The 25,742-nt window shown below is 31.5% G+C and carries 22 protein-coding genes; 19 read left to right on the top strand and 3 right to left on the bottom strand.

Features of this window, described 5'->3' with window-relative positions:
- Nucleotide 1: 1 nt before the first annotated feature.
- From ABEY15_RS16135 to recQ, 13 genes are all read left to right on the top strand, one after another.
- Nucleotides 2–718, top strand: a complete 717-nt coding sequence (locus tag ABEY15_RS16135) for a ThuA domain-containing protein (protein WP_429891173.1) — start codon at nucleotides 2–4, stop codon at nucleotides 716–718.
- Between the two features lie 25 nt (nucleotides 719–743).
- Entirely contained in the window at nucleotides 744–1,712 is a 969-nt protein-coding gene (locus tag ABEY15_RS16140; RefSeq protein WP_429891174.1) for a sugar phosphate isomerase/epimerase family protein, read from the top strand.
- Nucleotides 1,713–1,752: 40 nt separating this feature from the next.
- Nucleotides 1,753–2,781 (top strand): Gfo/Idh/MocA family protein, encoded by a 1,029-nt coding sequence (locus ABEY15_RS16145; protein ID WP_429891175.1) that lies wholly within the window; start codon nucleotides 1,753–1,755, stop codon nucleotides 2,779–2,781.
- Between the two features lie 589 nt (nucleotides 2,782–3,370).
- Complete coding sequence (locus ABEY15_RS16150; RefSeq protein WP_429891176.1) at nucleotides 3,371–4,216, top strand: protein-glutamine gamma-glutamyltransferase; 846 nt, start codon at nucleotides 3,371–3,373, stop codon at nucleotides 4,214–4,216.
- Nucleotides 4,217–4,599: 383 nt separating this feature from the next.
- The gene (locus ABEY15_RS16155) at nucleotides 4,600–5,556 is read left to right on the top strand and encodes a LacI family DNA-binding transcriptional regulator (protein WP_429891177.1); all 957 of its coding nucleotides are present in this window, start codon (nucleotides 4,600–4,602) and stop codon (nucleotides 5,554–5,556) included.
- Nucleotides 5,557–5,838: 282 nt separating this feature from the next.
- Nucleotides 5,839–6,456, top strand: a complete 618-nt coding sequence (locus tag ABEY15_RS16160; RefSeq protein WP_429891178.1) for a pyroglutamyl-peptidase I — start codon at nucleotides 5,839–5,841, stop codon at nucleotides 6,454–6,456.
- A complete protein-coding gene (pxpB, locus tag ABEY15_RS16165) occupies nucleotides 6,449–7,192 on the top strand; it encodes a 5-oxoprolinase subunit PxpB (protein WP_429891179.1) in 744 nt (247 codons plus the stop codon). Before ABEY15_RS16160 ends, pxpB begins: the two co-directional genes overlap by 8 nt.
- Nucleotides 7,182–7,937 (top strand): 5-oxoprolinase subunit PxpA, encoded by a 756-nt coding sequence (locus ABEY15_RS16170; protein WP_429891466.1) that lies wholly within the window; start codon nucleotides 7,182–7,184, stop codon nucleotides 7,935–7,937. Before pxpB ends, ABEY15_RS16170 begins: the two co-directional genes overlap by 11 nt.
- A gap of 4 nt (nucleotides 7,938–7,941) precedes the next feature.
- Nucleotides 7,942–8,886 (top strand): biotin-dependent carboxyltransferase family protein, encoded by a 945-nt coding sequence (locus ABEY15_RS16175; protein ID WP_429891180.1) that lies wholly within the window; start codon nucleotides 7,942–7,944, stop codon nucleotides 8,884–8,886.
- A gap of 2 nt (nucleotides 8,887–8,888) precedes the next feature.
- Complete coding sequence (locus ABEY15_RS16180; RefSeq protein WP_429891181.1) at nucleotides 8,889–9,392, top strand: ankyrin repeat domain-containing protein; 504 nt, start codon at nucleotides 8,889–8,891, stop codon at nucleotides 9,390–9,392.
- Between the two features lie 83 nt (nucleotides 9,393–9,475).
- On the top strand, nucleotides 9,476–10,192 hold the full coding sequence (locus ABEY15_RS16185; protein WP_429891182.1) for a pseudouridine synthase: 717 nt from the start codon (nucleotides 9,476–9,478) through the stop codon (nucleotides 10,190–10,192).
- Nucleotides 10,176–10,616, top strand: coding sequence for a YaiI/YqxD family protein (locus ABEY15_RS16190; protein ID WP_429891183.1), 441 nt, complete (start codon nucleotides 10,176–10,178; stop codon nucleotides 10,614–10,616). The genes ABEY15_RS16185 and ABEY15_RS16190 overlap by 17 nt, the downstream gene beginning before the upstream one ends.
- Before the next feature lie 40 nt (nucleotides 10,617–10,656).
- On the top strand, nucleotides 10,657–12,768 hold the full coding sequence (recQ, locus tag ABEY15_RS16195) for a DNA helicase RecQ (RefSeq protein WP_429891184.1): 2,112 nt from the start codon (nucleotides 10,657–10,659) through the stop codon (nucleotides 12,766–12,768).
- Between the two features lie 68 nt (nucleotides 12,769–12,836).
- Here the strand turns inward: recQ and ABEY15_RS16200 are convergent, their stop codons facing one another.
- Nucleotides 12,837–14,438, bottom strand: coding sequence for a glycoside hydrolase family 10 protein (locus ABEY15_RS16200; protein ID WP_429891185.1), 1,602 nt, complete (start codon nucleotides 14,436–14,438; stop codon nucleotides 12,837–12,839).
- A 315-nt stretch (nucleotides 14,439–14,753) separates the two neighbouring features.
- On the opposite strand from ABEY15_RS16200, the gene ABEY15_RS16205 reads away from it, so the two are divergent.
- Nucleotides 14,754–17,924: an ATP-binding cassette domain-containing protein gene (locus ABEY15_RS16205; protein ID WP_429891186.1), complete on the top strand. Its 3,171-nt coding sequence runs from the start codon at nucleotides 14,754–14,756 to the stop codon at nucleotides 17,922–17,924.
- A 798-nt stretch (nucleotides 17,925–18,722) separates the two neighbouring features.
- Nucleotides 18,723–19,304, top strand: coding sequence for a MerR family transcriptional regulator (locus tag ABEY15_RS16210; protein WP_429891187.1), 582 nt, complete (start codon nucleotides 18,723–18,725; stop codon nucleotides 19,302–19,304).
- A 689-nt stretch (nucleotides 19,305–19,993) separates the two neighbouring features.
- On the opposite strand, the gene ABEY15_RS16215 is transcribed toward ABEY15_RS16210, so the two are convergent.
- Nucleotides 19,994–20,908: a DMT family transporter gene (locus ABEY15_RS16215; protein WP_429891188.1), complete on the bottom strand. Its 915-nt coding sequence runs from the start codon at nucleotides 20,906–20,908 to the stop codon at nucleotides 19,994–19,996.
- Between the two features lie 667 nt (nucleotides 20,909–21,575).
- Here ABEY15_RS16215 and ABEY15_RS16220 point away from each other — a divergent pair.
- Nucleotides 21,576–22,127 carry an NADPH-dependent FMN reductase gene (locus ABEY15_RS16220; RefSeq protein ID WP_429891189.1) on the top strand — a complete coding sequence of 184 codons (552 nt, stop codon included), beginning with the start codon at nucleotides 21,576–21,578 and terminating at the stop codon, nucleotides 22,125–22,127.
- 64 nt (nucleotides 22,128–22,191) lie between these two features.
- Here the strand turns inward: ABEY15_RS16220 and ABEY15_RS16225 are convergent, their stop codons facing one another.
- Nucleotides 22,192–22,812: a trimeric intracellular cation channel family protein gene (locus ABEY15_RS16225; protein ID WP_069032588.1), complete on the bottom strand. Its 621-nt coding sequence runs from the start codon at nucleotides 22,810–22,812 to the stop codon at nucleotides 22,192–22,194.
- Nucleotides 22,813–22,984: 172 nt separating this feature from the next.
- On the opposite strand from ABEY15_RS16225, the gene ABEY15_RS16230 reads away from it, so the two are divergent.
- The 3 genes from ABEY15_RS16230 to ABEY15_RS16240 all read left to right on the top strand — a co-directional run bounded on the left by ABEY15_RS16230 (nucleotide 22,985) and on the right by ABEY15_RS16240 (nucleotide 25,720).
- Nucleotides 22,985–24,184, top strand: a complete 1,200-nt coding sequence (locus ABEY15_RS16230) for a serine hydrolase domain-containing protein (protein ID WP_429891190.1) — start codon at nucleotides 22,985–22,987, stop codon at nucleotides 24,182–24,184.
- Between the two features lie 249 nt (nucleotides 24,185–24,433).
- Nucleotides 24,434–25,018 (top strand): phosphatase PAP2 family protein, encoded by a 585-nt coding sequence (locus ABEY15_RS16235; RefSeq protein WP_429891191.1) that lies wholly within the window; start codon nucleotides 24,434–24,436, stop codon nucleotides 25,016–25,018.
- 27 nt (nucleotides 25,019–25,045) lie between these two features.
- On the top strand, nucleotides 25,046–25,720 hold the full coding sequence (locus ABEY15_RS16240; RefSeq protein WP_429891192.1) for a response regulator transcription factor: 675 nt from the start codon (nucleotides 25,046–25,048) through the stop codon (nucleotides 25,718–25,720).
- Nucleotides 25,721–25,742 lie beyond the last annotated feature (22 nt).

Consider the following 25,742-nt stretch of genomic DNA (forward strand, 5'->3'; position numbering starts at 1 on the left):
TATGGTAAAAGTAACGATTTGGAATGAAAATCGACATGAACAAATTAATCCAGATGTAAAAAGCATTTATCCAAGCGGAATACACAGAACCATTGCTACTTTCTTAAATGAAGCAGGGTGCGATACGATGACGGCTACATTAGAGCAACCAGAGCATGGATTGACGGATGAAGTGCTAGAAAATACTGATGTATTAATTTGGTGGGGACATATTGCTCATAATGAAGTAGAAGATCAAATTGTTCAGAAAGTATATGAAAAAGCATTGCAAGGTATGGGGCTAATTGTCTTACATTCTGGACATTTTTCAAAGATTTTTAAAAAATTAATGGGTACTAGCTGCGATTTAAAATGGCGTGAAGCAGCGGAAACGGAAAGACTTTGGGTTGTCGATCCGTCTCATCCGATAGTAGATGGTATTGGCGAATATATAGAGATTGACCAAGAAGAAATGTATGGCGAGCATTTTGATATTCCAACCCCAGATGAGCTAGTTTTAGTAAGCTGGTTTAAAGGTGGAGAAGTCTTTAGAAGTGGATGTACATTTAAAAGAGGGAATGGGAAAATCTTTTATTTCAGACCAGGTCACGAAACTTATCCAACTTATCATCATAAAGAAGTTCAAAAAATCATCATTAATGCAGTGAATTGGGCGAATAAATCAAAAAGAAATTATCCTACATATGGACATAAAGAGCCCATAGAGGCATTAACGTAAAATAATAGATTGGAGCGAGAAAAAGATGAAATTAGGAGTATTCACGGTATTATTTGCGGATCAATCATTTGAGGAAATGCTTGATAAAGTTGCACACTCCGGATTAAAGGCTGTTGAAATAGGAACTGGTTGTTACCCTGGGAATGCCCATTGTCCGTTAAACGATTTATTAGAAAGTGATCAACTCAGAAGAGAGTATATTGAAAAAGTTGGAAAACGTGGATTAACGATTAGCGCTTTTAGTTGTCATGGAAATCCATTATCACCTGATAAAAAGTTTGCGAAAGAGTCCCATGATGTACTTGCTAAAACGATTAAACTAGCTTCGCTTTTAAGTGTGCCAGTTGTAAATTGCTTTTCTGGAACAAGTGGCGACCATGAAGAAGCAAAGTTTCCAAGCTGGCCTGTAACTGCTTGGCCAAATGAGTATAGAGATGTACTAAATTGGCAATGGGAAGAAAAGCTAATTCCTTATTGGAAAGAAGTGGGTAAATTTGCGGAGGATCACCAAGTAAAAATTGGGCTAGAACTGCATGGTGGCTTTTTAGTTCATACTCCATATACATTATTAAAGTTGCGTAAAGAAACTAGTGATGCAATTGGTGCTAACTTAGATCCTAGTCATCTTTGGTGGCAAGGAATTGATCCTGTAGCGGCGATTAAAATACTTGGAAAAGAAAATGCGATTCATCATTTCCATGCTAAAGATACTTATATCGATCAAGATAATGTAAATATGTATGGTTTAACTGATATGCAACCTTATGGTGAAGTTCAAACTAGAGCTTGGACCTTCCGATCAGTAGGCTGTGGACATAGTTTGAAAGATTGGTCAGATATGATGAGTGCACTACGTACTTTTGGATATGATTATGTCGTTAGTATTGAACATGAAGACCCAATCATGTCGATTGAAGAAGGTTTTTCACGTGCTGTAAAAAACTTACAGTCTGTATTAATAAATGAAGAGCCATCACAAATGTGGTGGACTTGATAAAAGATAAGTAACCAATCTAAAAAAAGTTGGTGTAAAAATGGAAAAATTAAGAGTTGCGATTATTGGTTGTGGAAATATTTTTTTAATGCATGCACAACCTGCTTTCATAAGAGAAAATGTAGAATTAGTAGCTGTATGTGATATTAAAGAAGAGCGAGCAAAAGCGAAAGCTGAACAATTCAAATGTGTATATTATACAAACTATCTAGAGCTTTTTGAAAAAGAAAATTTAGATGTTATTCATATTTGCTTACCGCATTATTTACATGCGCCGGTTGCAATTGAAGCCGCAAAACGAAAAATCCATGTTCTTACTGAAAAGCCAATGTCTATTCATTATTCTGATGCACAAGAAATGGTAGAAACAGCAAAAAATAATGGAATAACATTAGGTGTCATTTTCCAAAATAGGTATAATCCAGGATCAGTTCTAATTAAAGAAATGTTACAAAATGGTACTTTAGGTAAAATAAAATCTGGAAAACTATCAGTAACATGGGACCGTTCTGACGAGTACTATTTAACTAGTGATTGGAAAGGGACTTGGGATAAAGAAGGTGGCGGGGTAGTCATTGACCAAGCTATTCATACGATGGATTTAATGCGATGGTTCGTTGATGATGAGATTGAATATGTCGACGCTACAATTAGTAATAGAGCACATGAAATGATTGAAGTTGAAGATTGTGCAGAAGGTATTATTAAGTATAGAAGTGGTGTAGTTACTGCTTTTCATACAATAAACTATTATTCTTATGATGCACCAGTTACAATTGAGCTACACTGTGAAAACGGACTTGCTAAAATGATTGCTGACCGTGGAGTAGTCTCTTTAAAAGATGGAAGAGAGTTTGTTGCTGATAACAATCCAAATGAAACCTTTGATTATGGCAATGGTGCGAAAGGGTATTGGGGCGTAAGTCATGTAAAACAGATTAATAATTTTTATGAATCATTGAATGATCATTCTCAGTTACATATTTCTGGTGAAGAAGCGATGAAAACTCAAAAAATGATTTGTGCAATCTATGAATCAGGTAAGAAAAAAGTGAGGATTTATTTATAAACAAATCTATTATATTATCCCAAATAATTTAATAATTAGACTTATGAAAAAGTAAATGACGTGGAGTGTTATACTCCATGTCGTTTACTTTTTTTATTTTCTCACTGTAAACAATGACTAATTGACTAAATTGAATTATAGGGAGGAATTAAGAACGTAAACAAATCAAGTCCATTATTGAGGAAATGATTTAGATGAAAAAATATCACAATTAATACAGTTAACAACAAAGAATCTTAGTATTTCAGCAGAAAAAATTTCATTTACCGAAATGAGTATATTTAGATTTACTACAAGAAAAACAAGCTTACTAGAACATACTAAGAAAGACATTAAATTTAACCGTTATAAAGCTTAAGAACAATTTGCTGGTTTGAATAATGGTAAAGTATCCGCAAAAGGTGGACGGAGAATCTATTCGAGCTGTCCAGGAATTTACATAAAACATTTCCATGATGGTATGAATCGTATTGATTTAAAAAAAGAACCTCTAGGAAAGGTTCTTAGTCGAATATACACTTAAAAGCGATGATTGAATATGATGGGTATACATGGAAAACTAATACTTGATGTTGAAAAGAGGTATATTATGAATCATTTTTCGGGAATGCCCATTCAACAAATTGACTCGGGTCCGTCTGATAGTATTGTAAAAACGATAATTCAACGGATGAATGAAGAAGCGACGGTATTTGCATTTCGATCTGTTGATGAGTATGAGGGTATGTTGCGAAAAAACATAATTTTAAGTGCAAGAGCTATGTTTCAAAATAGAATCAGGTTTGCAGTATTTGAAAAATCTTATTGTAATCCAATGTACTGGCAATTAATGAGAACCGGCGGATTCCAATTGAGGAGAGGCGTAAGACCTTCTGACGCAATTAATGATATCTACGTTAATAGTTCATATTATGCTTTTGAATGTGCAACGGCAATGGTCATTATATATTACCATGCAGTCCTAAATCTAATTGGTGAAAACTTATTTAATCAAATTTTTCAAAACATCTATTTATACGGCTGGCATGCTGATCCTGACTTAGGAATAGGTGCCCAGTATTCTAACCGAATTTTACCTGGAGATATCGTATATTTTAATAATCCAGAATTTAGTCCACTTACCCCTGAGTGGAGAGGAGAAAATGCCGTTGTTCTAGGTGATGGTACTTATTTTGGACATGGATTAGGAATAATGACGGCTGAACAAATGATTTTTGCACTGAATAAAATGAGATGGCCAGGAGCATATCGGTCAGCCTATCTGACTAATTCAGTTACAAGACCGAACTTTAAAAATTTGGCGGCATTATCGAATTGGCAACGAGATCACTCAAATAATAAGTATAAGAATATAGTAGTCCATCATAATGAAAGTTCGATTTCATTTGATCATTATATGTATTTGTTAAATTACTTTACGAATTACTTTACGTGATGTTCAATTGTAATAAATATTACTTAAAACAATTAAAAACCAAAGTGGTCATGGCAGAGTGATTTATTTGCTAAATCTCATTTTTTTTATAATATTTCCACTAATTTATGCCCTAATATTCCCAATAACTTAATTACTTCATAAATTTTACCAGTAATGTAAAGGTGAGCAATGGAAGTTCAAAATACTTCAATGCTCACTTTTTATAAGTAAAAATATAACATTTCTCATTTAGGTACAAAGGGTGGAAAAAATGTAGGAAAATTTTACTTAATTTTGATAAAATTAATATACCTATTATAATTCATCTACATTTAATCTAAACGTAATAAAAGATAAAATAGAAAAAATGGCTTTTTGGTATTGAGAATGGAGGATATGGGATGGCGGGAATAAAAGATATAGCCAAAGAAGCTGGAGTTTCCATTTCAACAGTGTCATATGCATTGAATGGTAGTCCAAAAGTAACAGAAGAAACTCGAAGCAGAATCATGAAAATCGCAAATAGATTAGGGTATGTTCCTAATGCAGCGGCAAGGATGTTAAAGGTTAAAGAAACAAAAATTATTGGGGTATTTTTAACTGATTATGGAGGGTATTTTTACGGACCACTATTAAGAGGAATGAGACAAGCTTTAAATGACAAAGGTTATGAATTAATTGCATGTTCTGGTGTGCAATCACATCGACTTTTATTAGAAAAAGTAATTGATGGTGGAATCATTTTAGATCAGGCTTTTTCAGATGAAGAACTTTTAGATTATGCTGAAAAAAATTATAAAATGGTAGTGATGGATCGAGAATTACAACACAACAGTATTAAAGGAGTTCTATTAGATAATAATGGTGGAGCTAAATTAGCAATTAAAGAACTTCTTAAAAATGATGTGAAAAAAATATATGCAGTAACAGGGCCAGAAGGATCATACGATTCAAGTAAACGTATGGATGGTGTTAGAGAAGAGTTAGCAAATTATCCTGAAATTGAGTTAATTGAAATCGGTGGAAATTTCATGAAAGATTCAGGAGAGTTAGCAGCAAAACAAATCTTTTCAAACTATAATGAACCATGTGCAATTTTCTGTTTAAATGATGAAATGGCAATAGGGATCTATAACTATCTGCAAGATACAGATTACAAAGTAGGTAAAGATGTTTTTATTGTAGGATTTGATAATATTGAATTATCACAATATGTATCACCCAGATTAAGTACAGTATCTTATTCTACATTTGATTGGGGTTCATTAGCGGCTAAAAATTTATTGAAACTCATATCGAACGAAGTTGTTGAGAATAAGAAAATTGAAGTTTCATTAAGTGTTGGTGGTTCTTCTTAAGAAGAAAATTATATCAGAAACTTAAGTTTTTCTTAAAGAGACTTAAATTTCTCTTAAAAAGAGAGGTTTAAGTTTCTTTTTTTTATGTCTAATACCGAAAATTTCACATACCGTAATAGAATGACCCAATCAAAAAAAATCAGTTTTTAATAGTCAAAATTGAACAAATGACCTGATTTAAAAAGAACATACTTTGGAATTGAACCTCTTTTACTAATATGACAGGAAATTAAACTGACTTTGTCGAAATATTGAACTATATAAATTCTACCAAAGGACTGAGTGCTTTTGAACACATTATTGTTAACAGGTTTTGAACCTTTTCTGAACTTTTCAATTAATCCTACAGAAGAAATTGTGAAAGAGCTAAATAATCAAGAGGTTGGAGGGTTTCGAATTATCGGGTCAGTTTTACCTGTGGATTTCAGTACAGCAGGTAATGAGTTAATAAAATTGTTTCATACACACAACCCATCGGCGGTTATCTCATTAGGATTAGCAGGTGGTAGATTTAAAATAACACCAGAACGGATCGCCATTAATTGCAATGATGGTGCAGCGGACAATAAAGGCAATAAATATGCAGGGGCAAAAATTGATCCAGAAGGCTCGGATGGTCTATTTTCAACGCTTCCAGTTCAGAAAATTGTTAATGAATTAAACAATCAAAAATTTCCAGCTGAAATATCCAATTCTGCAGGTACTTATTTGTGTAATAACGTTATGTATCAAATGCTTAATGAAATAAAAAAAATAAATAAGCAAATTCCGAGTGGCTTTATTCATATTCCAGCTTCACATGAAATGGCCGTAATTGATCAGAAGTTGCCAAGTTGGTCGCAAACTGATTTGACAGATGCTATAAAGCTTGCAATTGAAGTGATTAGTCTAAATGACTAACATCAAATTAGATATTTTTCCGTTAGGTTGCTCTGGCTTAGTATGTTATTTAGGTGATTCAATTTCAATGGAAACAAATAGTCTAGTACATGCTTTTTCAGAATATCTAAAAACTAAATTAATGACGAGATTAACAGCAGTCGTACCATCTTATCATTCCATTACGATTTTTTATGATTCAATTAACTTTTCATACAAGGAAATATACCAAGAAATAAAAGGTCATTTTAATCTTTATACTAGTTCGAAAATTAACAGAGAGCATACAATTTATGAAATTCCTATTTGTTTTAGTTCCACGTTTGAGACAGAACTTCAAAAAGTAGCAGAGCATAATAAACTAAAAACTGAAGAGGTAATTCGTCTTTATCTAGAAAAAATGTATCCCATTTATATGATTGGTTTTATACCCGGGTTTCCATATCTTGGCGGGTTAAATCCTAAACTAGCAACTCCTAGGCTAACAAAACCAAAAACAGTTTTAAAAGGTTCGGTTGGGATTGCTGGACATCAAACAGGTATTTATCCATTTGAATCTCCTGGTGGATGGAATATTATTGGACGTACTCCAATTTCAATATTTTCAACGAAAAATAATGGCACAGGAAACTTTAAACCTGGAGATCTATTGAAATTTTTCGAGATTAATATCGAAGGATTTAATGAGATTGAACAACTAGTGAAAGAGGACAACTATTCAATTAAAAAGGAAGTGCGTTTTATTGATTCACATTGATTTAAACTGTGATTTAGGTGAAAGTTTTGGGAATTACAAAATAAATGACGAACAAATTATGCCACATATTACTTCAGCAAATATCGCTTGCGGATTTCATGCAGGAGATCCGTTTGTAATTTATGAAACAGTAAAATTAGCAAAGCAATATAATTTATCAATTGGAGCGCATCCAAGTTTTCCGGATTTACTTGGTTTTGGTAGAAGAGAAATGAATTTCAGTGAAGAAGAAATATATAAATTAGTTCTCTATCAGATTGGTGCACTCTATTCGGTTTGCAAAGTAAATCAAGTTGAAATACGTCATTTAAAACCTCATGGTGCACTTTATAATATGGCAGCTACTAATCTGAAACTTGCTTTAGCGATTACAAAAGCAATGAAAAGCTTCGATCCTTCACTAGTCTTATTTGGACTTGCAAATAGCAAATTAATTGAAGCTGCAATTGAAATGGATATTCCTTTTTCTTCAGAAGTATTTGCAGACCGGACATATGATGAAGATGGTTTTTTAGTACCTCGTAATCAATTAAACTCGGTTCATCACAATACGAAAGATGCCATTCATCAGGCACTTCAAATTGTAACAACTAATACCGTATCGACAATTTCCGGTAAAGTTATTCCAATTCAAGCTGATACCATTTGTATACATAGTGATTCTGACATTTCAATTAAATTAGCGATGGAATTACGTAAGGTATTTAGTGAAAATAATATACTTGTTAAGTCTATAGGAGTGTAATACTTTGAAAGAGTTTTTTGAAGTTATACAAAGAGGTGTATCTATTTCAATTCAAGATAATGGTAGGAATGGATTTAGACATTTAGGGATACCTGTATCTGGTGCGATGGACAAGCTAGCTTATCAAATTGGAAATCTATTATTAGGAAATAAATTTAATGCATCCAGTATCGAAATTGCGATTGGTGGTACAGTCTTAAAAGCATTAAATCAATGCTCAATCGTCATTACAGGCGGAAATTTGAAACCTACAATTAACGGTAAATTCGTTGAGATGTATAAAATAATCGACATAGCAAAAGGAGAGATTTTGACTTTTAACGGGGGAAATAATGGTGTTTATTCATATATTTCGGTACCCGGCGGAATTACAAGTGATTGTCATTTCGAAAGTCAGTCCTCATATGAGCCTGCTTCTCTTGGATTAATTGTTAAGAAAGGTACAATAATTTATGGTTCAGGCACTACATTTAAACTAGTGAAAAATGGACTGAAACATGAGTATATTCCAATCTATCATAAGCATAATTTGGTTCATTTTATAAAAAGTAGTCATTTTGAAAAAATACCTCACCAGATAAAATCACAAATTTTATCTAAACCTCTTACAGTTGGTACCTTTAATAGAATGGGAATGTATTTAAATTCAAACAATGCTAATATAGAACCGTTTGATTCAAATATTTTATCAGAAGGTACTACTTTTGGAACGATTCAAATCCTACCATCTGGTGAACCAATTATCTTACTAGCAGACTCACAAACTACAGGTGGATATGCCACATTAGGTACAGTGATTTATTCAGACCTTTGGAAACTTGTACAAATGCAACAAGGAAATACAGTTCAATTAATACCAGTAGATGTAGATGAGGCGAGACTTTTAAATAAAAAGCTTCATTTATTTTTGCACTTTTTACAAATTGAATGTAGAAATAGGGAGAGATAACGATGGAAAATTTACTTGCAAAATTATTTGATGCTACGGAAAAAGGTGAAAATGAAAATGTAATGGAAATAATAAGTAACCTGCCCAATTTAATTCATGAAGAAAATGAGCATGGGTTAACATTACTTGGAATCGCAGCACATTACGGTCAATATGAAGTTGTAAAAACTTTAGTAAAAAGTGGTGCTCAGATTAATGCACTTTCTCACTCAAAGCTTTCATTCATTCCACAAAACACAGCTCTCCATGCAGCAATTGCAGGTGCTAAGTCAATAGAAGTGATCGATTTTCTTTTAACTAATGGAGCAAATCCAAATATTAGCGACAGTGAAGGTCACACTCCACTACATATCGCAGCATTTGAAGGAAATACCACTATAGCTGAACTTTTGTTAAAAAACGGAGCAGAAATTAAAACGAATAATTCTGGTAAAACTCCAATTGAAATTGCTGAAGAGCGTGGTAATACAGAGTTTATGAATTTTATAAAAGAAGTAACTTTATGATTAATCCGTAGTGTTGTGATGACTGTTATGTCACAGCACTTTTTGTTATGATAAAGGAAAGACTAGTAAAAGAGGTACAATTATTGAGAATTAATGTTTATATTAGCGCATCAGGGTATTGTTCTAGAAGAGCCGCAGAACGATTAGTTGCTTCGGGACAGGTTAAAATTAACGGGCTACCTGCTGAAAAAAACAGCATTGTAGAAGAAAACGATCTTGTACAAGTAAATGATGAAGTGATTAACTTAACGAGTGAAAAAGACTATATCATCCTAAATAAACCAGTAGGAATTACTTGTACGGGATTACAAACTGCAAAAGGAAATATAATTGATTTTGTTAATTATCCAAAGAGGATTTTTCCAATAGGTAGATTAGATAAAGATTCTGAAGGATTAATCATCCTTACAAACGACGGACCTATTGCACATAAAATATTACATAGTGAACATGGACATGAAAAAGAGTATATTGTCACAGTCGATCAGCCAATTGATGCAAATTTTATTAATGGAATGTCAAATGGTGTACTTCTAGGAACTGTTTTAACTAAAAAATGTAAAGTAGAAAAAATAGATGAATATATATTTCGTATTATTTTAACGCAGGGTTTAAATCGTCAAATTAGGAAGATGGCAAAAAGTTTTGGATTTAAAGTGATTAAATTAAAGAGAATTCGGATTATGAATATCCATATGGAAAATCTAGAAATAGGTAAATGGAGAAAATTAACAGATAACGAATTATTTAATTTAAAAGAACAATTGAAAGAGGAAGAATCAAATGAAAATTTTAATTGATGCAGATGGTTGTCCAGTAGTTTCAGAAACAATTAAAATTGCAGCAGAATATAAGATAAACGTTCTTTTATTATGTGATACTGCTCATATAATGCAAAGAGAGGGAGCTGAAACGATTGTTGTTTCACAAGGAGCGGATGCAGTTGATTTTGCATTAGTAAATCGTGTTGTAAACGGAGATCTCGTAATTACTCAAGATTATGGTCTTGCTGCAATGGTTTTATCAAAGCAAGCTTATGTTTTAAATCAAAACGGTTTTCAATATACAAATGAAAATATTGATTCACTTTTACATACTCGATATGTTTCAAAGAAAATTCGAAATGCAGGTGGACGAGTGAAGGGACCAAAGAAACGTCAGAAGCTTGATAATGCAAATTTCGAAAACGGCTTAAGAAAATTACTTTCTTCAATTTCTTTATAGTAAAATATAATTGTATAAATAAAATAAAAAGGAGGCAAGCATGTTAACACTTGCAAGAGAAAACTTAAAAAAGTATTTTGGATATGAAAATTTTAGAGCTGGACAAGAACAAATTATTGAACGAGTTTTATCTGGAAATCACACAGCTGGTATTATGCCTACTGGTGGTGGAAAGTCGATCTGTTATCAAATTCCAGCGACAATTCTCCAAGGAGTTACCCTCGTCATTTCTCCTTTGATCTCTTTAATGAAAGACCAGGTAGATGCATTGCATCAAGTAGGTATTCCTTCCACATTTATTAATAGTTCACTTTCTTATAATGAAGTTAATGAAAGAATGATGGATTTAAGTTATGGTGAATACAAAATTCTATATGTTGCGCCTGAAAGATTAGAATCAGAAAGCTTTATCAATGAATTAAAAAGATTGCCGATCTTACTTGTAGCAGTTGATGAAGCACACTGTATATCGTCGTGGGGACATGATTTTAGACCAAGTTACTTACGCATAAAAAACTTAATACAAGAATTGCCTACTAACCCAACAATATTAGCACTCACTGCGACGGCAACTCCGCAAGTTAAATCTGATATATGTAATCAACTAGGAATAATTGAGGAAACGACGATCATTACAGGCTTTGAAAGAGAGAATTTGTCATTTAAAGTCATTAGAGGTCAAAATCGATTAGATTATATTTGTAATTACATAAAACAAAATAAAAACGAATCAGGTATTATTTACGCCGCAACTAGGAAAGAAGTAGATAATGTTACTAATAAATTAAAAAACCTAGGCATTTCCGTCGGTAAATATCATGCAGGCTTAAGCGATGCAGAACGTTCAAAACAACAGGATGCATTTTTACAAGATAATATTAATGTAATGGTTGCTACAAATGCATTTGGAATGGGAATTGACAAAAGTAATGTTAGATACGTAATCCATTACCAAATGCCTAAAAATATGGAAAGTTATTATCAAGAGGCTGGAAGAGCAGGACGAGATGGATTAGAAAGTGAATGTATTTTACTTTTTACTGCACAAGACGTTCAAATACAAAGATTTTTAATTGAGCAATCTACCTTTGAACCTAATCGACTAAAGCAAGAGATTTCAAAACTACAATCAATGAAGGATTACAGTTATTGTGAAACATGTTTACAAGCATTTATTTTAAAATACTTTGGTGATGAAAGTGACCACTCTTGTGGTAAATGTAGTAATTGTATTGACGAACGGACTGCTATAGACATTACAATTGATGCTCAAATCGTTTTATCATGCATTATTCGAATGGGCGAAAGATTTGGTAAAACGATGGTTGCATCAGTACTAACAGGATCAATGAATAAAAAATTAATAGACTTAAATTTTCATACTTTAACGACATACGGTTTATTCAAAAATCGTACATTAAAAAGTGTTGGCGATTTAATTGATTATTTAACATCGGAACAATTTATTGGCGTAACAAGCGGTAAATTCCCACTGTTAACTGTAACAAATAGAGGAAGAGAAGTACTATTAAATAAAATAAACGTAATGAAAAAAGAAGAAATCCAAGTTACTGAAAGTACAAACGTTGATAATCATTTATTTGATCAGCTACGAAGTTTACGTAAAGAAATTGCGACAGAACTTGGTGTACCACCATTTGTCGTATTTGCAGATAGTACTTTACGAGATTTATGTAAGTTACTCCCAACTACTGATGAAGAATTCCTACAAGCAAAAGGTGTCGGATTGCAAAAACAACAAAAATTTGGTATGCAATTTATAGAAGTGATTAAGAAATATAAAGAAGATAACCAAATAGAAGAAGAGACAGCAAAACCAAAAGCAACTACAATTAATAAAGTACCTTCCCATAAAATATCATACGAATCTTTTCAAAACGGACTTACGATTTCTGAAATTGCAAAAGAGAGAGGATTAAATACGACTACTGTAGAAAATCATATTTTGCAAAGTGCAGTGGAAGATGATCTTTTTGATTGGGATGAAGTAGTGCCTTTTGATATTGAAAAACAAATTAAAGAAGTAATAAATACAGTTGGAAGCGAAAAACTTCGACCTATAAAAGATGAATTACCTTCTGAAATTAGTTATTTTATGATAAAAGCTGTGATTATGAAATCTGCTACTTAATCTAATCTGCTTCTTTGCACTAAAGTATAAAGAGCTTCCAGCAAAAAATCGGAAGCTCTTTTTTTTATCTATTTCTTACTAGCTTTGACCTTTATTTGATTACTTTCTTTACTTTCATTATGAAGTCGATCGACAGCCGTTATTTCATACGTGTAATCTTTATCTATATTTGCCGTTGTATCTATAAATGTTGTTTTGCCATTTTCTGATTTACGAACGGTAGTTAAGATGTTTCTTGGATCATCAATGCTATCTTTATGTAATCCATCAAAACGGTATACAACATAATATGAAACATCTTGATCATTAGGGTGAGTATTCAATGTAAGTTGGATTCCATCTTTTGTACGAGAAGCGTTTTCGAATTTTGGTTTCTTTGGAGCTTGGTCATCTAACCACGGCATTGAAGGAATTAATGCCTTTGTTCTATATAAGTCCTGGCTTAAACGGTCCTTAATACCAAGTGGATTTCGATTTAAGTCTTTAATTGAAAAATGCATACTACCTTTGATTTCTGGAATTGTACGATTTAAGGCAATTTGTTTTGGTAATTCGTCAGGTAGAGCCCATGCCTCATTGTTGGCATTAATTTTGTAATCGGCTTGTCCAATATATAAATCAACATTCTTACCTTTTACTTCCTTCGTCCACCAATTTGCAAGCGTATCGTATGCAGCGGCTTCAAATCCTATATTCCAATAGATTTGAGGTGTAATATAGTCAATGTACTCTTTATTAATCCATTCTCTTGTATCAGCAAATAAATCATCGTAATTTGTTTGACCAGCTGTTGTATTTGAACCAGTAGGGTCTTTTGCGATATTTCTCCATACCCCAAAAGGACTAATCCCAAATTTGACATAAGATTTTTCTTTCTTTATTGAATTATGAAGAACTTTTACGAACTGATCTACATTGTCTCGTCGCCAATCTTCAATATTAGCAAACTTTTGTTTACCATATTTTTCGTACGAAGATTGATCAGGAAATTCTTGACCTGCGATACGATATGGATAAAAATAATCATCCAAATGGACTGCATCAATATCATATTTTTTTACAACTTCCATAATCCCATCAATAATAAATTGACGTGCATCAGGATTACCTGGGTCAAAATATAATTGCTTTCCATATGGGATTACCCATTCAGGATGTTTTCTTGCAGGATGGTTTTCTGCTAAAGTATTTAAATCCTCTAAAGTTGCATCTCCTGGTGCTGTTCTTGGCATTGTAATTCGGTATGGATTGAACCAAGCATGAAATTCAATATTTCGTTTATGAGCTTCTTCAACCATAAATGCAAGAGGATCATAGCCTGGATTCTTACCTTGTGTACCAGTTAAGTATTTCGACCATGGGCCATATTCAGAAGGATAAAAAGCATCGGCGGTCGGCTTAATTTGTACAACAACTGAATTCATTCCCATCTTTTCCACATCATCTAATAGTTTAATAAACTCCGATTTTTGTTGCATTTCAGACAAGCCAGTAGCAGATGGCCAATCTATATTTGTAACTGAAGCAATCCAAGCTGCTCGCAGCTCATGCTTAGGCGGGACTGAGTACTGTGAAGTAGTTTCAGCATGAACATTTTGAATTTGTTGAAATAATAGAGATGCACCTACTGTAGCAGCAATCGCATATTTACCAAGTTTTCTTTCCTTCATTAGTGTTCCACCTTACTTTCTATTAAATTAGTAGCGCTTACATAATATAAAACTACCAAAAATGGAAAGTATTGTCTATAATTTTTGAAATGAAATTTCAGAAAAATACAAAAAATAAAGAAATTAAATTTCGTTTTTTGATAATTTTGTGAAATCCCTCAAATATAAATCATTTTATCATTCCCGTTCTATAGCTTGGATTGTCTTAAATTGGTAAAATATTGATTGTAAGTATAATTGCATAAATTAAAGGTCATATAAGGAAAGAGCATACATAATTTATTCAAATTTTACGAGACAAGAGAGGATAAGAATTTGAAAATAAGTCAATTAATTGCAAATAATATTAATAAATTAGATGCAATTTTACCTGAGAATCAGTCATTGGGAATTGCTGGATTATCTGGCTCTGGCAAAACTACTTTTTGTCAAACAATTGGTGAGGAGTCAAAAAAACGTCTAGTATCATTACTTCCAAAAGCTGAATATCAATATTTATTCCCAAATATAATGGAAACAAATTTTAGTGCGATTAAGATGGAAGAAATGCCATTAGTACTTTTCCTAGGCAAATCATCCATTTCTACTAATCCACGTTCAACACTTGGAACACATACAGGTGTTTTTAAAGACATTCGTGTAAGCATTGCAGAAAAGTTTAATCTTTCTCCAGAAGTTTTTTCATTTAATAATGAATTAGGCTGGTGTCCGGATTGTAAAGGCCGCGGAATTACAAAAAATATTGAATGTAAAAAGTGTAAAGGAAACCGTTATAATCAAAAAATTGAAGAATATACAATTGAGTTATTTAATCGTCCACATTCTATTTCGGATATTAATAACTTAAGTGTAGAAACAATCTTATCACTAGCAGAAGAATTACAAATAAGTGAAGCTAAACAACATTTACTAAACAATATAATCAAAATGAATATTGGCTATTTATCACTAAATCGAATTACTGGAACATTATCAGGTGGAGAAATAACTCGACTTTATTTAGCAGAATTTATGGCAACTAGTGAAAATACTGTTATTATCATCGATGAAATTTCGGTAGGACTTGATCAAGATACTTTAAATAGAATATTAGACGAGATAAAAGAATTAGGATTTAAAAATCAAATATGGTTAATTGACCATTCTGATACTGTACTGGATGTAACAGATGATCAAGTATTTTTTGGACCTGGAAGTGGCAAATATGGCGGGAAAATTGTTGAAGAATCTCCACGACCTAAACCAATTTATTGGGAAAGAAACGAGACTTTACCAAATGAGTTCTATGAGTTTAAGGATCTTCATTGTCGAAATATCCAAATTCAAGAAATACAGATCCCTAAAAATAGACTAGTAACATTTACTGGCGAATCTGGATGTGGTAAATCTACTCTAGTAAATGAATGTATGTCAAAAGACTTTGTAAAACGATACCCAAAAGATAAATTGGTGATGGTAGGTCAGGATCGGAACCAATCGATTACGAGTCGATCAACAGTTGCTACTTTCCTAGATATAAAGAGAAAGTTAACAAAATATAGCGAAGAAATAGATGATATTTTCCTACGTTCAATCGAGGATATCATTGAAGAACTACCGAACGAAGACATTGCACATAAGCGATTAAGCTTATTAATCAAACTTGGGCTTGGGTATCTTACTCTTGAGAGAAAAACACAAACACTATCAACTGGTGAATTTCAATGTGTACATTTAGTTTCTGAACTATTTTCTAATACAAGAAACCCTCATACATTATTCATTTTTGATGAGCCCTCAAAAGGATTATCACAAAATATATTAAATCAATTTATCGATAGTGTTCGAGAAATTCTAAAAGATGAATCAATCTCTATTATGATGATTGAACACAATGCTTACATGTTAGAAAGCTCGGATTATATTGTTGATTTTGGAAAAAGAAAAATTGCTCCCGTTGAACATCTCGATGTTGTAAATCATGATGACTATTTTAATCAGATAAAACAGGATCATGAAAAGCCACAGGCGCAAATTTCATCATCACTTAAAATACAAAAGGGAGTTCAATATATACAAGAAAATAATATAAATTATTTCAAAAATGCAGAAAACATTTATAAAGGTGGAATATTAAAAAGTCTATCATCGATGGCACGACTTATTTATGGAGAATATGAATCTGATGCTATTCTTCCTGTTATTGCAATTGATTTAGAAAGACATTTATACAGTCAATATACATTTTTATATGAAATAGGCGGACTAATCAATCAAATCGTTGCTTCACATCCGACTAATAAGGATACAAGAAGTTTTGACTTTTATAGCCAAGAAAATCATTGTCCATCCTGTTCTGGCCGTAGAGTAATTGAGAAGTTTAATATTGATGTAGTCATTCAAGATAAAACAGTATCTTTTTGGGAAGGTTTATTACATTCAGATGTAATGGAAGTTTTAAAATATTACCAATATCCTAAAATACAATTCCTCTTTGATGAAATAAAAAATGAACTTGGCCAAGACATTAGCAAAAGTTTTAATGAGATGTCAGATGCAGAAAAGCATACTTTTTTATATGGTTACTATGAAAAAACTTTTTATGATAAAGCTGGAAAGACACAAAGATTATGGGAAGGCTTTAATACGATTATTGGACGATATATGTCAATTTCAAAATCGGCTATCAAAGAACAAATGAAGGCTTCAAAAGAGCAAATTATATGTCCTATTTGCGAAGGCACAGTTTTAAACCACCACAAAAAACTAATGTTTGGCAAATTAAATATTCGTGAAATCATCAATCAACCTGTCGATCAAGTAATTAAAACAGTTGGACAGTTAACAGTCTTAGAAGAAATAAAATCAATTGTTGGTGGAGAGACAGCATTAACAGTAGAAGTTTCTTTACTTTCTCGAGAACAACAGGTTGCTTTAAAAATGTTAGAAATAAAACAGGCAAGTTTCGTTGGATATGAAGTTGTATTACAAAATGCACTACCGTTCTGGGAGCGTGTTAAGACGAATATTGAAGAAGTAAGCAATAAAAACTTAATAACGATAACTGATTTTAAAGATATATTTGAGACTAGAGAAGACATTATAGACAAATATTTTACGAATGGTAAATTCAAAAAACTAACATATGTTTATGAAGCATTTGGATATAAAAAAATCGTTACACTAATTAATAAAGTAAAAGCAAGTAACCCTTGTCCGTTCTGTAAAGGAAAGAAAGTAATTTCTGAAGATAATTTACATGACGGAGTATATAAATTAACAATACCTTGTGTTAGCTGTTTAGCTAGTGGAATCAATGAGAGTGGACGCCAACAGCTAGTTGAGGGCATTGCGGTTCAAGCATGGCTCACTGGTAAAGTAAGTGAAATAGTTCCTGAAAACCAACTAACTGAGGAAGTTATGGATATACCGATATTTAATCGTATTAGAGAACTAAATAAACGTGATATGATGGCAGTTTATCAATGTTTAATTCAAAATAATTAACAATAAAAAAAACTCATTTTCAAAGATCGTTTTGAAATGAGTTTTTTATTTTGTTGCTAAAAATATATGTGTCAATATAACAGGTAAAATTGTTGGGAAATTTTCATAGAATAATGTTCACACTTTATACATGGAAATAAAACAGAATACTTTGTATGATTATTCTGTAGCAAAAAACGAATTTTCTAAAAATATATTTTTAAAATAATAATATTTTAATTGAAAGTAGGAGATATGATGAATCATTTAAACTTAGGTAGGAACTTAAAAATTTCATCGGGTTTAACAGTATTTGTAATATTCTTGATGACATATCTTTTAAACTAAAATATAGTATTTTACATCATAATTTGATCTGAAAACTCATTTGTTAAAAATACAAATGAGTTTTTTATTATATTTCTTTTATAAATAAAGAAACTATTATATCATTTCATTTGTATAAAAATAGAACTGTAAATTAGAACAATGGTTTTTTCAAGATTATATAAAGATAACATACATACAAATGTTCAGAGCTACTTTGATATTATTGGTTTATCTTAAGCATGCCTTTACACAATATAAAAATCAGAGAACACTGCTGATATTGAATTTACTGTATATTTTAAATACGTTACTTTTAATAAATTACAATAGAAGAAATTAAATAGAGAATCACACTTAAGTAGTGGTCCTCTTTTATAAAAATTCATTTATTCACTCATTAAATCTTTCTCTTTCAAAAAACCTTTTTCAATGCAAAAAGGAGATAGCATGCCAGTATAGAATATAAGCATTGTAAGGAGTGTGAGGGGCATGATAGACGGAGATGTAATATTAACTAGTACTCAAATAAGAGAGCAGTTGGAGTTGAAACCAAGCACCTTTAGAAAGTATCAGGACATCTTAGAGAATGTTGGTTATACAATCAAGAAGAATAGTAGAGGACATCGACAATATTCAAATTATGATGTCTTGATCTTCGAAAAACTAATTGAATTAAGTAAGCATGATGGTATGACGTTAGAGAAGTCTGCGAGAATGATAAAAGAGCAAACCAATAGAATAATACCTCATACTGACATGATAGTTGAAGAAAAGTCTTTAAACTTAACAGAGCACTTAATACAGATAAACAATGAACACCAGCTGCAAGCAATTGAAAAACTTATGAATGAAATGGAAGAAAGACTTTCTAAAAAGATGGATCTACAACATAAAGAAGTATTAAAGCAACGAGAAAAGCAAACTAGCTTACTGATAGAAGAATGGAGAGAACAAAGAAAACAAGATCAACAACTGTTATTAGAAACGGCAGCCACTCAAGAAAAGAATCCATTACTAAAGAAAGTAAGTGAAAAAATAGAAGAATTAAAAAAATGGTATTTCGAAATATAAGCTTATATTACATTCTAGCGATTTCGCGTTGCTTTTATCATTGGAATGATAATAGCCATCTTATATGGAATTTTACACTTAATAATGAATAGCAGAAATTAGGGAGCACTTAAAACAAGTGTTCTTTTTTATATATTTGAAATTATTATGTAAACTTGTTTTTAATTGACCGTTCTTCAGGAATGATGGATTTTCATTAACTCATCATTCTAGTACCCTTATTAAGTTTAAAAAATGCAGTGGAGGTAATGTTACTGACGAAATGGATTGTAATTAAATATCTTAAAAACAGAACATACATTCTGGTGTTTTGAATATACTTATGGTAAAATTAGGTAGAGTAGAGTTGTGGTAGGTGCCTTTCTTCGCTAAGAAGGGAGGTGAGAATGTGACTGGTTATGAGATTGCAAATTTAATTATTCAATGTGTTGGAATAACTGCAACTGTAATCTTAAGCATAATCGGTATTATCATTTCTATTAGCAAAAAAAAATAACCACCCTACCCCTCGAAATGGTTGTGGTGATTATTTCTTCACTTGATCCGAGGAAAGCAACTTTACCAATTACTACTCGGAAGGGGTGTGTTCGCAGCACATCCCTTTTTAGTATATTCTTTATGACTTCATTATAGTCCTTTTAGTATAGTTTGACAATGAAAGTTAAAGTTGTTTTTAACTGAATGAATCGTTAATTTGCAATTTTTTCATTTGAATTTTGCGACACCTTTTTCGGTGAATTCAGTAGCAATATTAAAGCGATACCTAAAAATGTCATAAAAATTCCAACTACTTGGGTTGGTGTTGGTTTAAAACCTGTTATGACTGTATCTAACACAATGGCCACTGCAGGATCTAAAAATGTTAATACAGCAATCATATTAGAAGGTAAAAATCGAATATTACCAAAGAATAATGCATAAATAATGCCTGTATGAACAAATCCAATAATTAAAATAAAACTCCAGTTTTCAAAATGCAAGTTTTGAAATGAATCAAATTTAACAAAAGGAATTAAAAGTAGAAACCCTAATGTTGTCTGAAGTAATGTCGTAAAATATGAACTTGTTTGTGTAATCCCTTTATTCACAATCATTAATAATCCATAAAAGATAGCAGCAAGAAATGCCCAAATGACACCAGACGAAAGAAATTTATCAAGTGTAAAATCAGAATTAATACCGGATAAAAGAATTGAGCCGATAAAACTACTTAAAACTCCAAGTAAAGGAACTACCGTGATTTTTTCTTTATAAATTAAACTACCAAATAAGAATAAAATAACGGGAGCTAAGTAATAAATTGAAACTGAAATTGTAACTGATAAATTTTCAAATGATTTAAATAAAAATATCCAATTCAAAACTAATAGGATCCCACTAAATAATGAAAGAGTTATATCTTTTTTATTAAATATTTCTTTTTTAGCTATCCCTGAAAAATACCAAACAGAAAATAAAAAAATACTTGCAAAAACACATCGAATAAAAACTAAATCAATGGCTTTTAGGCCTGTTTTAGGAGCGACAAAACCTACTGTTCCAAAAGTAGCCATTGCAATAATGATACTAATTGTCGCCTTTTTATTTACCGCCTTATTCCCCAATATGTATCACATCCATTTCATATGTAATTTCAATATTCTGTCAAATAAGTATATACTAAACTTTAGTGTTATATCAATCGAATTAATCATAGATATGGATATACCTTCCTCATAGGGTGTTCATGAAGAAGTAACATGTCAAAAAGATGAGATTAACTTCCTCATAGAGTATTCATGAGGAAGTAAAAAGGGAAGAAGATGAGACATAGTTTCTCATAGGGTGTTCACGAGGAAGTAAAAAGGCAAGAAGATGAGATATACTTCTTCATAGGGTGTTCATGAGGAAGTAAAAAGGCAAGAAGATGAGATATACTTCCTTATAGAGTGATCATGAGGAAGTAAAAAGGCAAGAAGATGAGATATACTTCCTCATAGGATGTTCATGAGGAACTAAAATGCGAGAAAGATGAAATTTACATACTCCTAAAGAGTTCATGAGTAAGTAAAAAGCCAGGAAGCTAATAATTCCTTATGCATAATAAGTTCATAATAGATAGATTTCCCAAGCCTTTTAAGAGTTTTAAAATCGAAGTTTTCATTAAATTCTGTTTAAATTATTAGGCAAATAAATAGATTTCATTTATACTATAATTTGTAGTTTTAAAGTATTATTGGTAATAAATTGTCAATTAAGTGACAACTATTTTAAATAGTGAGGGGAATTTAAATGAATATCGTAGTAGTAAATGGTTCACCTAGAGCAAATGGTCGAACTAGATTCTTAGCAAAACAAATCGCAGACTCTAATAATTTTACAAATTTAGATTTAGCATTTGAACAAGTTCCTCTTTATAACGGGGAAGCTGAACAAAAAGAAATAGAAGCAGTTAAAGCTATTAGAGAATTACTAGTTAAAGCTGATGGAATCGTTATTTGTACACCAGAGTACAATAATGCGATGAGTGGAGCTTTAAAAAATCTAGTTGAGTTATTAGGCTCTGAGCCATTTAAGAAAAAGCCAATTTCATTATTAGCAGTAGCTGGTGGTGGAAAAGGTGGTATAAACGCTTTAAATAGTATGAGAACTGTAATTCGTGGTGTATATGGAAATGCATTACCAAAACAACTAGTGTTAGATCCAGTTGATTTTGAAAATGATACAGTTGTGAAGCCTGAAGCTTTTGCAAAAGTAGCTGAAGTAATTGATGAATTACAAGAATATGTACAAAAAGAAATTTTATATAAAGAATACATAGAATCAAATAGTGTTTCTAAGTAATAAAAATGGTCCTAATCAATGATTGGTTAGGACCATTAAAAATAGCTTAACATCTTTGTTAAGCTTAAAGTAAATTATCATTTACATTTCTAATAGGAAAGTTCACTTTGTATCGTACAGCGATAATTCTAATTGCGGTTGTAATTAGAAAACAAATATACAAAGATTGCAGTTTAGTAAATTCACCATGTGTAAACAAAATTGTTATCGAGCCAATAATTGCTGCAATTGCATAAATTTCTTTTCGGAATACAAATGGAATTTCTCTTGCGAATACATCTCGCATAATTCCACCACCAATTCCAGTGATTAAACCCATCGAAATAATTAAAAAAGAACCTTTTAAACCATGATCAATTGCCGAATATGAACCAACAGCAGTAAAAACACCTAGACCAATTGCATCAGTAATGATTAAAGTTGATTGGAACTGCATTGTTCGTTGATAAAATAACCATGTTACAATTGAAACGACTGTACTTACGATAAAGTATTGAGGTTTTGCGAAAGCATTCGGTACCGTTTGACCTAAAATAATATCACGAATTAACCCTCCGCCAAGCGCAGTACAAGCTGCTAAAAAAACAACACCGAATAAGTCCAATTTCTTTTGAATACCAACCAAAGTACCAGAAATGCTAGCAGCTATAATCCCTGCATAAACAAAAACCTCGAGCAAAATCATCCATTCTATCCCCTTAATTCCATTTTCTATGATTCATTTTAGCAACAGGTAAGGACTATTACAATATTAAAATAACTTTGAAAACGCTTCATTTAAAAAAAATTTTTTACATAAAAAATTTACAGTATTTTACATGAAATTCACTTGAAATTTATAGATTGGAGAGGTTAAAATGCAAAACAAAATTAAACAACATAAAAATAAAATTTTATCAAAAGAAATTCAATTAATAATGGATAAATTTAATATTGTCGGGTGTCAAGCTACTGCGGTTTTAAAAGATAAACTGATTTGGTCTGATGCTTATGGTTATCGTAATTTAGAAACAAAAGAATTAGTTACAGAAAATACGATGTTTCGAATTGCTTCTATTTCAAAACTTTTTACTGCTACTGCAATAATGCAATTAGTCGAAAAAAAACTAATCGATTTAAATCAAGATATTAGTCAGTATTTAGGTTTTAAAGTAAGAAATCCTAAATTCCCTAATTCTTATATTACGTTGAAACAAATTTTAACTCATACATCTTCACTTAACTCAGACGATGCTTCAAATAGTGTATATGCTAAATACATTAAAGATGGACATTCAAATTTTTCTTTACAGCTTACTGAATTATTAGATGAAAATGGAAAGTATTTTACGAAAGAAATATGGGGGGATTGGGAACCAGGAGATCAATGGATGTATTCAAATATTGGTGCGATCATATGCGGTGCAATTATTGAAAAAGTCACTAATATACGCTTTGACCAATATATCAAAAAAAATATTTTTGAACCTCTAGAAATGAAGAATGTAGCTTTTTCATATTCTAATTTTAATAAAAGCCATGAACTATCAAATATATATGAAAAAAATAAAGATACAAACGAATATAAAGTATCAATTGACGATGTTAGGCAGAGTGGCTATTCGAAAACTCATTGGGATCAATACATCATCGGTAATCATGGAGGATTATTTGAACCTCAAGGTGGACTAAGGGCATCCGCAGTTGAATTAAGTAAATTTTTACGGGCACATATGTTAAATGGGAGTTTAAATGGACAACAAATACTTGGACAAAAACCGTCAAAATTAATGACATCAATTCAATGGTCTAGAGAAGAAAATAATCACTTCTATAGTAAAATGGGGCTTGGATTTCATATTAGCCATGACTTCTTACCGGGTTACAAAGAAATGATTGGCCATGCGGGTGAAGCTTACGGATTAATCAGCAATTTATACTGGAATGTAGAAAAACAATTCGGCATTATTTTTATTTTGAACGGAAGTCAGTTTGATTTATCTGAAGATTCAAGATTTGAAGTAGAAAAAGAATTAGCTGAAGTTATTTATAAACATGTTATTGAAGAACGATTATAAAAACAGATGTAGGGTAAATAATAAAAAATAGTGAATCGTTGTTTCCTAAACTACAATTTTTAATTTCTGTTCGATTGCGGAGTAGAAATACAGACTTAAATTGTTTGAATAACTGCACTCTCAGTTAAAAGGATCTATTTTTCAATAGGTCTTTTTTTATTTGTAATAGAAAATCCCAATTAAATTTTCATCAATTTTTCATAAAACTTTTATATAATAATTTCCGATCAAAAAAATGGAGGAAATTTAATGAACTACTCAATATTTAAATTAATAAATAGTTTTGCAGGCATTTGGCCTGCATTAGATAATGTAATGATATTTTTATCTAAATCTGCCATTTTAATCGTAATAGGACTTTTATGTTATTTATGGATTCAAAAAGGTAGCGAACGTAAGTATACAGCTTTTTATATCGTTTTAACACTTATTTTAGCACTAGGTGGTAACTTTATTATCCATCAATTTTATTACCACGCACGACCATTCGTTAATCACCATGTGACGAAACTGATTTCACACTCATCCGACTCATCTTTTGTAAGTGATCACGGGACATTAGTATTTTCTACTGCGCTTATTTTATTGTTTAGAAAAGATCGATTAGGTTTGATTTCATTTGTTTGGGCGATCTTAGTTGGTATTTCAAGAATCTTTGTTGGAGTACATTATCCATTTGATATAATTGGTGCATTTATTTTGGCTGGTATAGTTGCAATTGTTGTTATAAAAACATCAACATTAACGGAACCATTAATGAAAATATTATTGAAAATATATGAAAGAATAATAAAAAAGTTACCAAATAATATGAAAAAGAAATTAAGTTCCTGATTAAGAACTTAATAGAGGAGACATCTTTTGAAAATTTTATTTGCTGAAGACGATCAAAAATTAGGAAAAATGACAACCCATTTATTAAAAACACAAACTCCATTTCAAATTGAATGGACTACTAATGGGAAGCAAGCATTGGAATTAGCTAATCACTATGATTTTGATTTACTTATTTTGGACTGGATGTTACCAGAAATTAGTGGTTTAGAAATATGCAAAAAGCTTAGAAGAGATGGATTTAAAGGTCCTATCTTAATGTTAACAGCGAGAGATAGTATTAATCACCGTGTTGAAGGATTAGAAGCTGGAGCGGATGACTATTTAATCAAACCATTTGATTTTAGTGAGCTTTCCGCAAGAATTAAAGTACTTAATCGAAGAAATTTTGCGCCACTTCAAGATGAAATCATCACGATTGAAGACTTAACATATAATCGGACAAATTTTAGTTTAAGTAGAGGCAATGAACAAATAATTTTAACGCAAAGAGAATTACAACTATTTGATTTATTAGTAAAAAATAGAGGGATCGTGCTTACTAGAGAAGTTATTTTTGAGAGAGTTTGGGGAATTGAATCAGAAGTAACAAGTAATGCTGTTGAAGCGTATGTAAAAAATCTTAGAAAAAAAATTGATCCGCCAAATCAGAAAACTTATATAAAGAGTGTTAGAGGTGTTGGATATACAATCGAAAAATGAGATCTCATTATTTCAACAAATT

This window comes from Gottfriedia acidiceleris, assembly GCF_050457485.1.
GTDB lineage: Bacteria > Bacillota > Bacilli > Bacillales > Bacillaceae_G > Gottfriedia > Gottfriedia acidiceleris_D.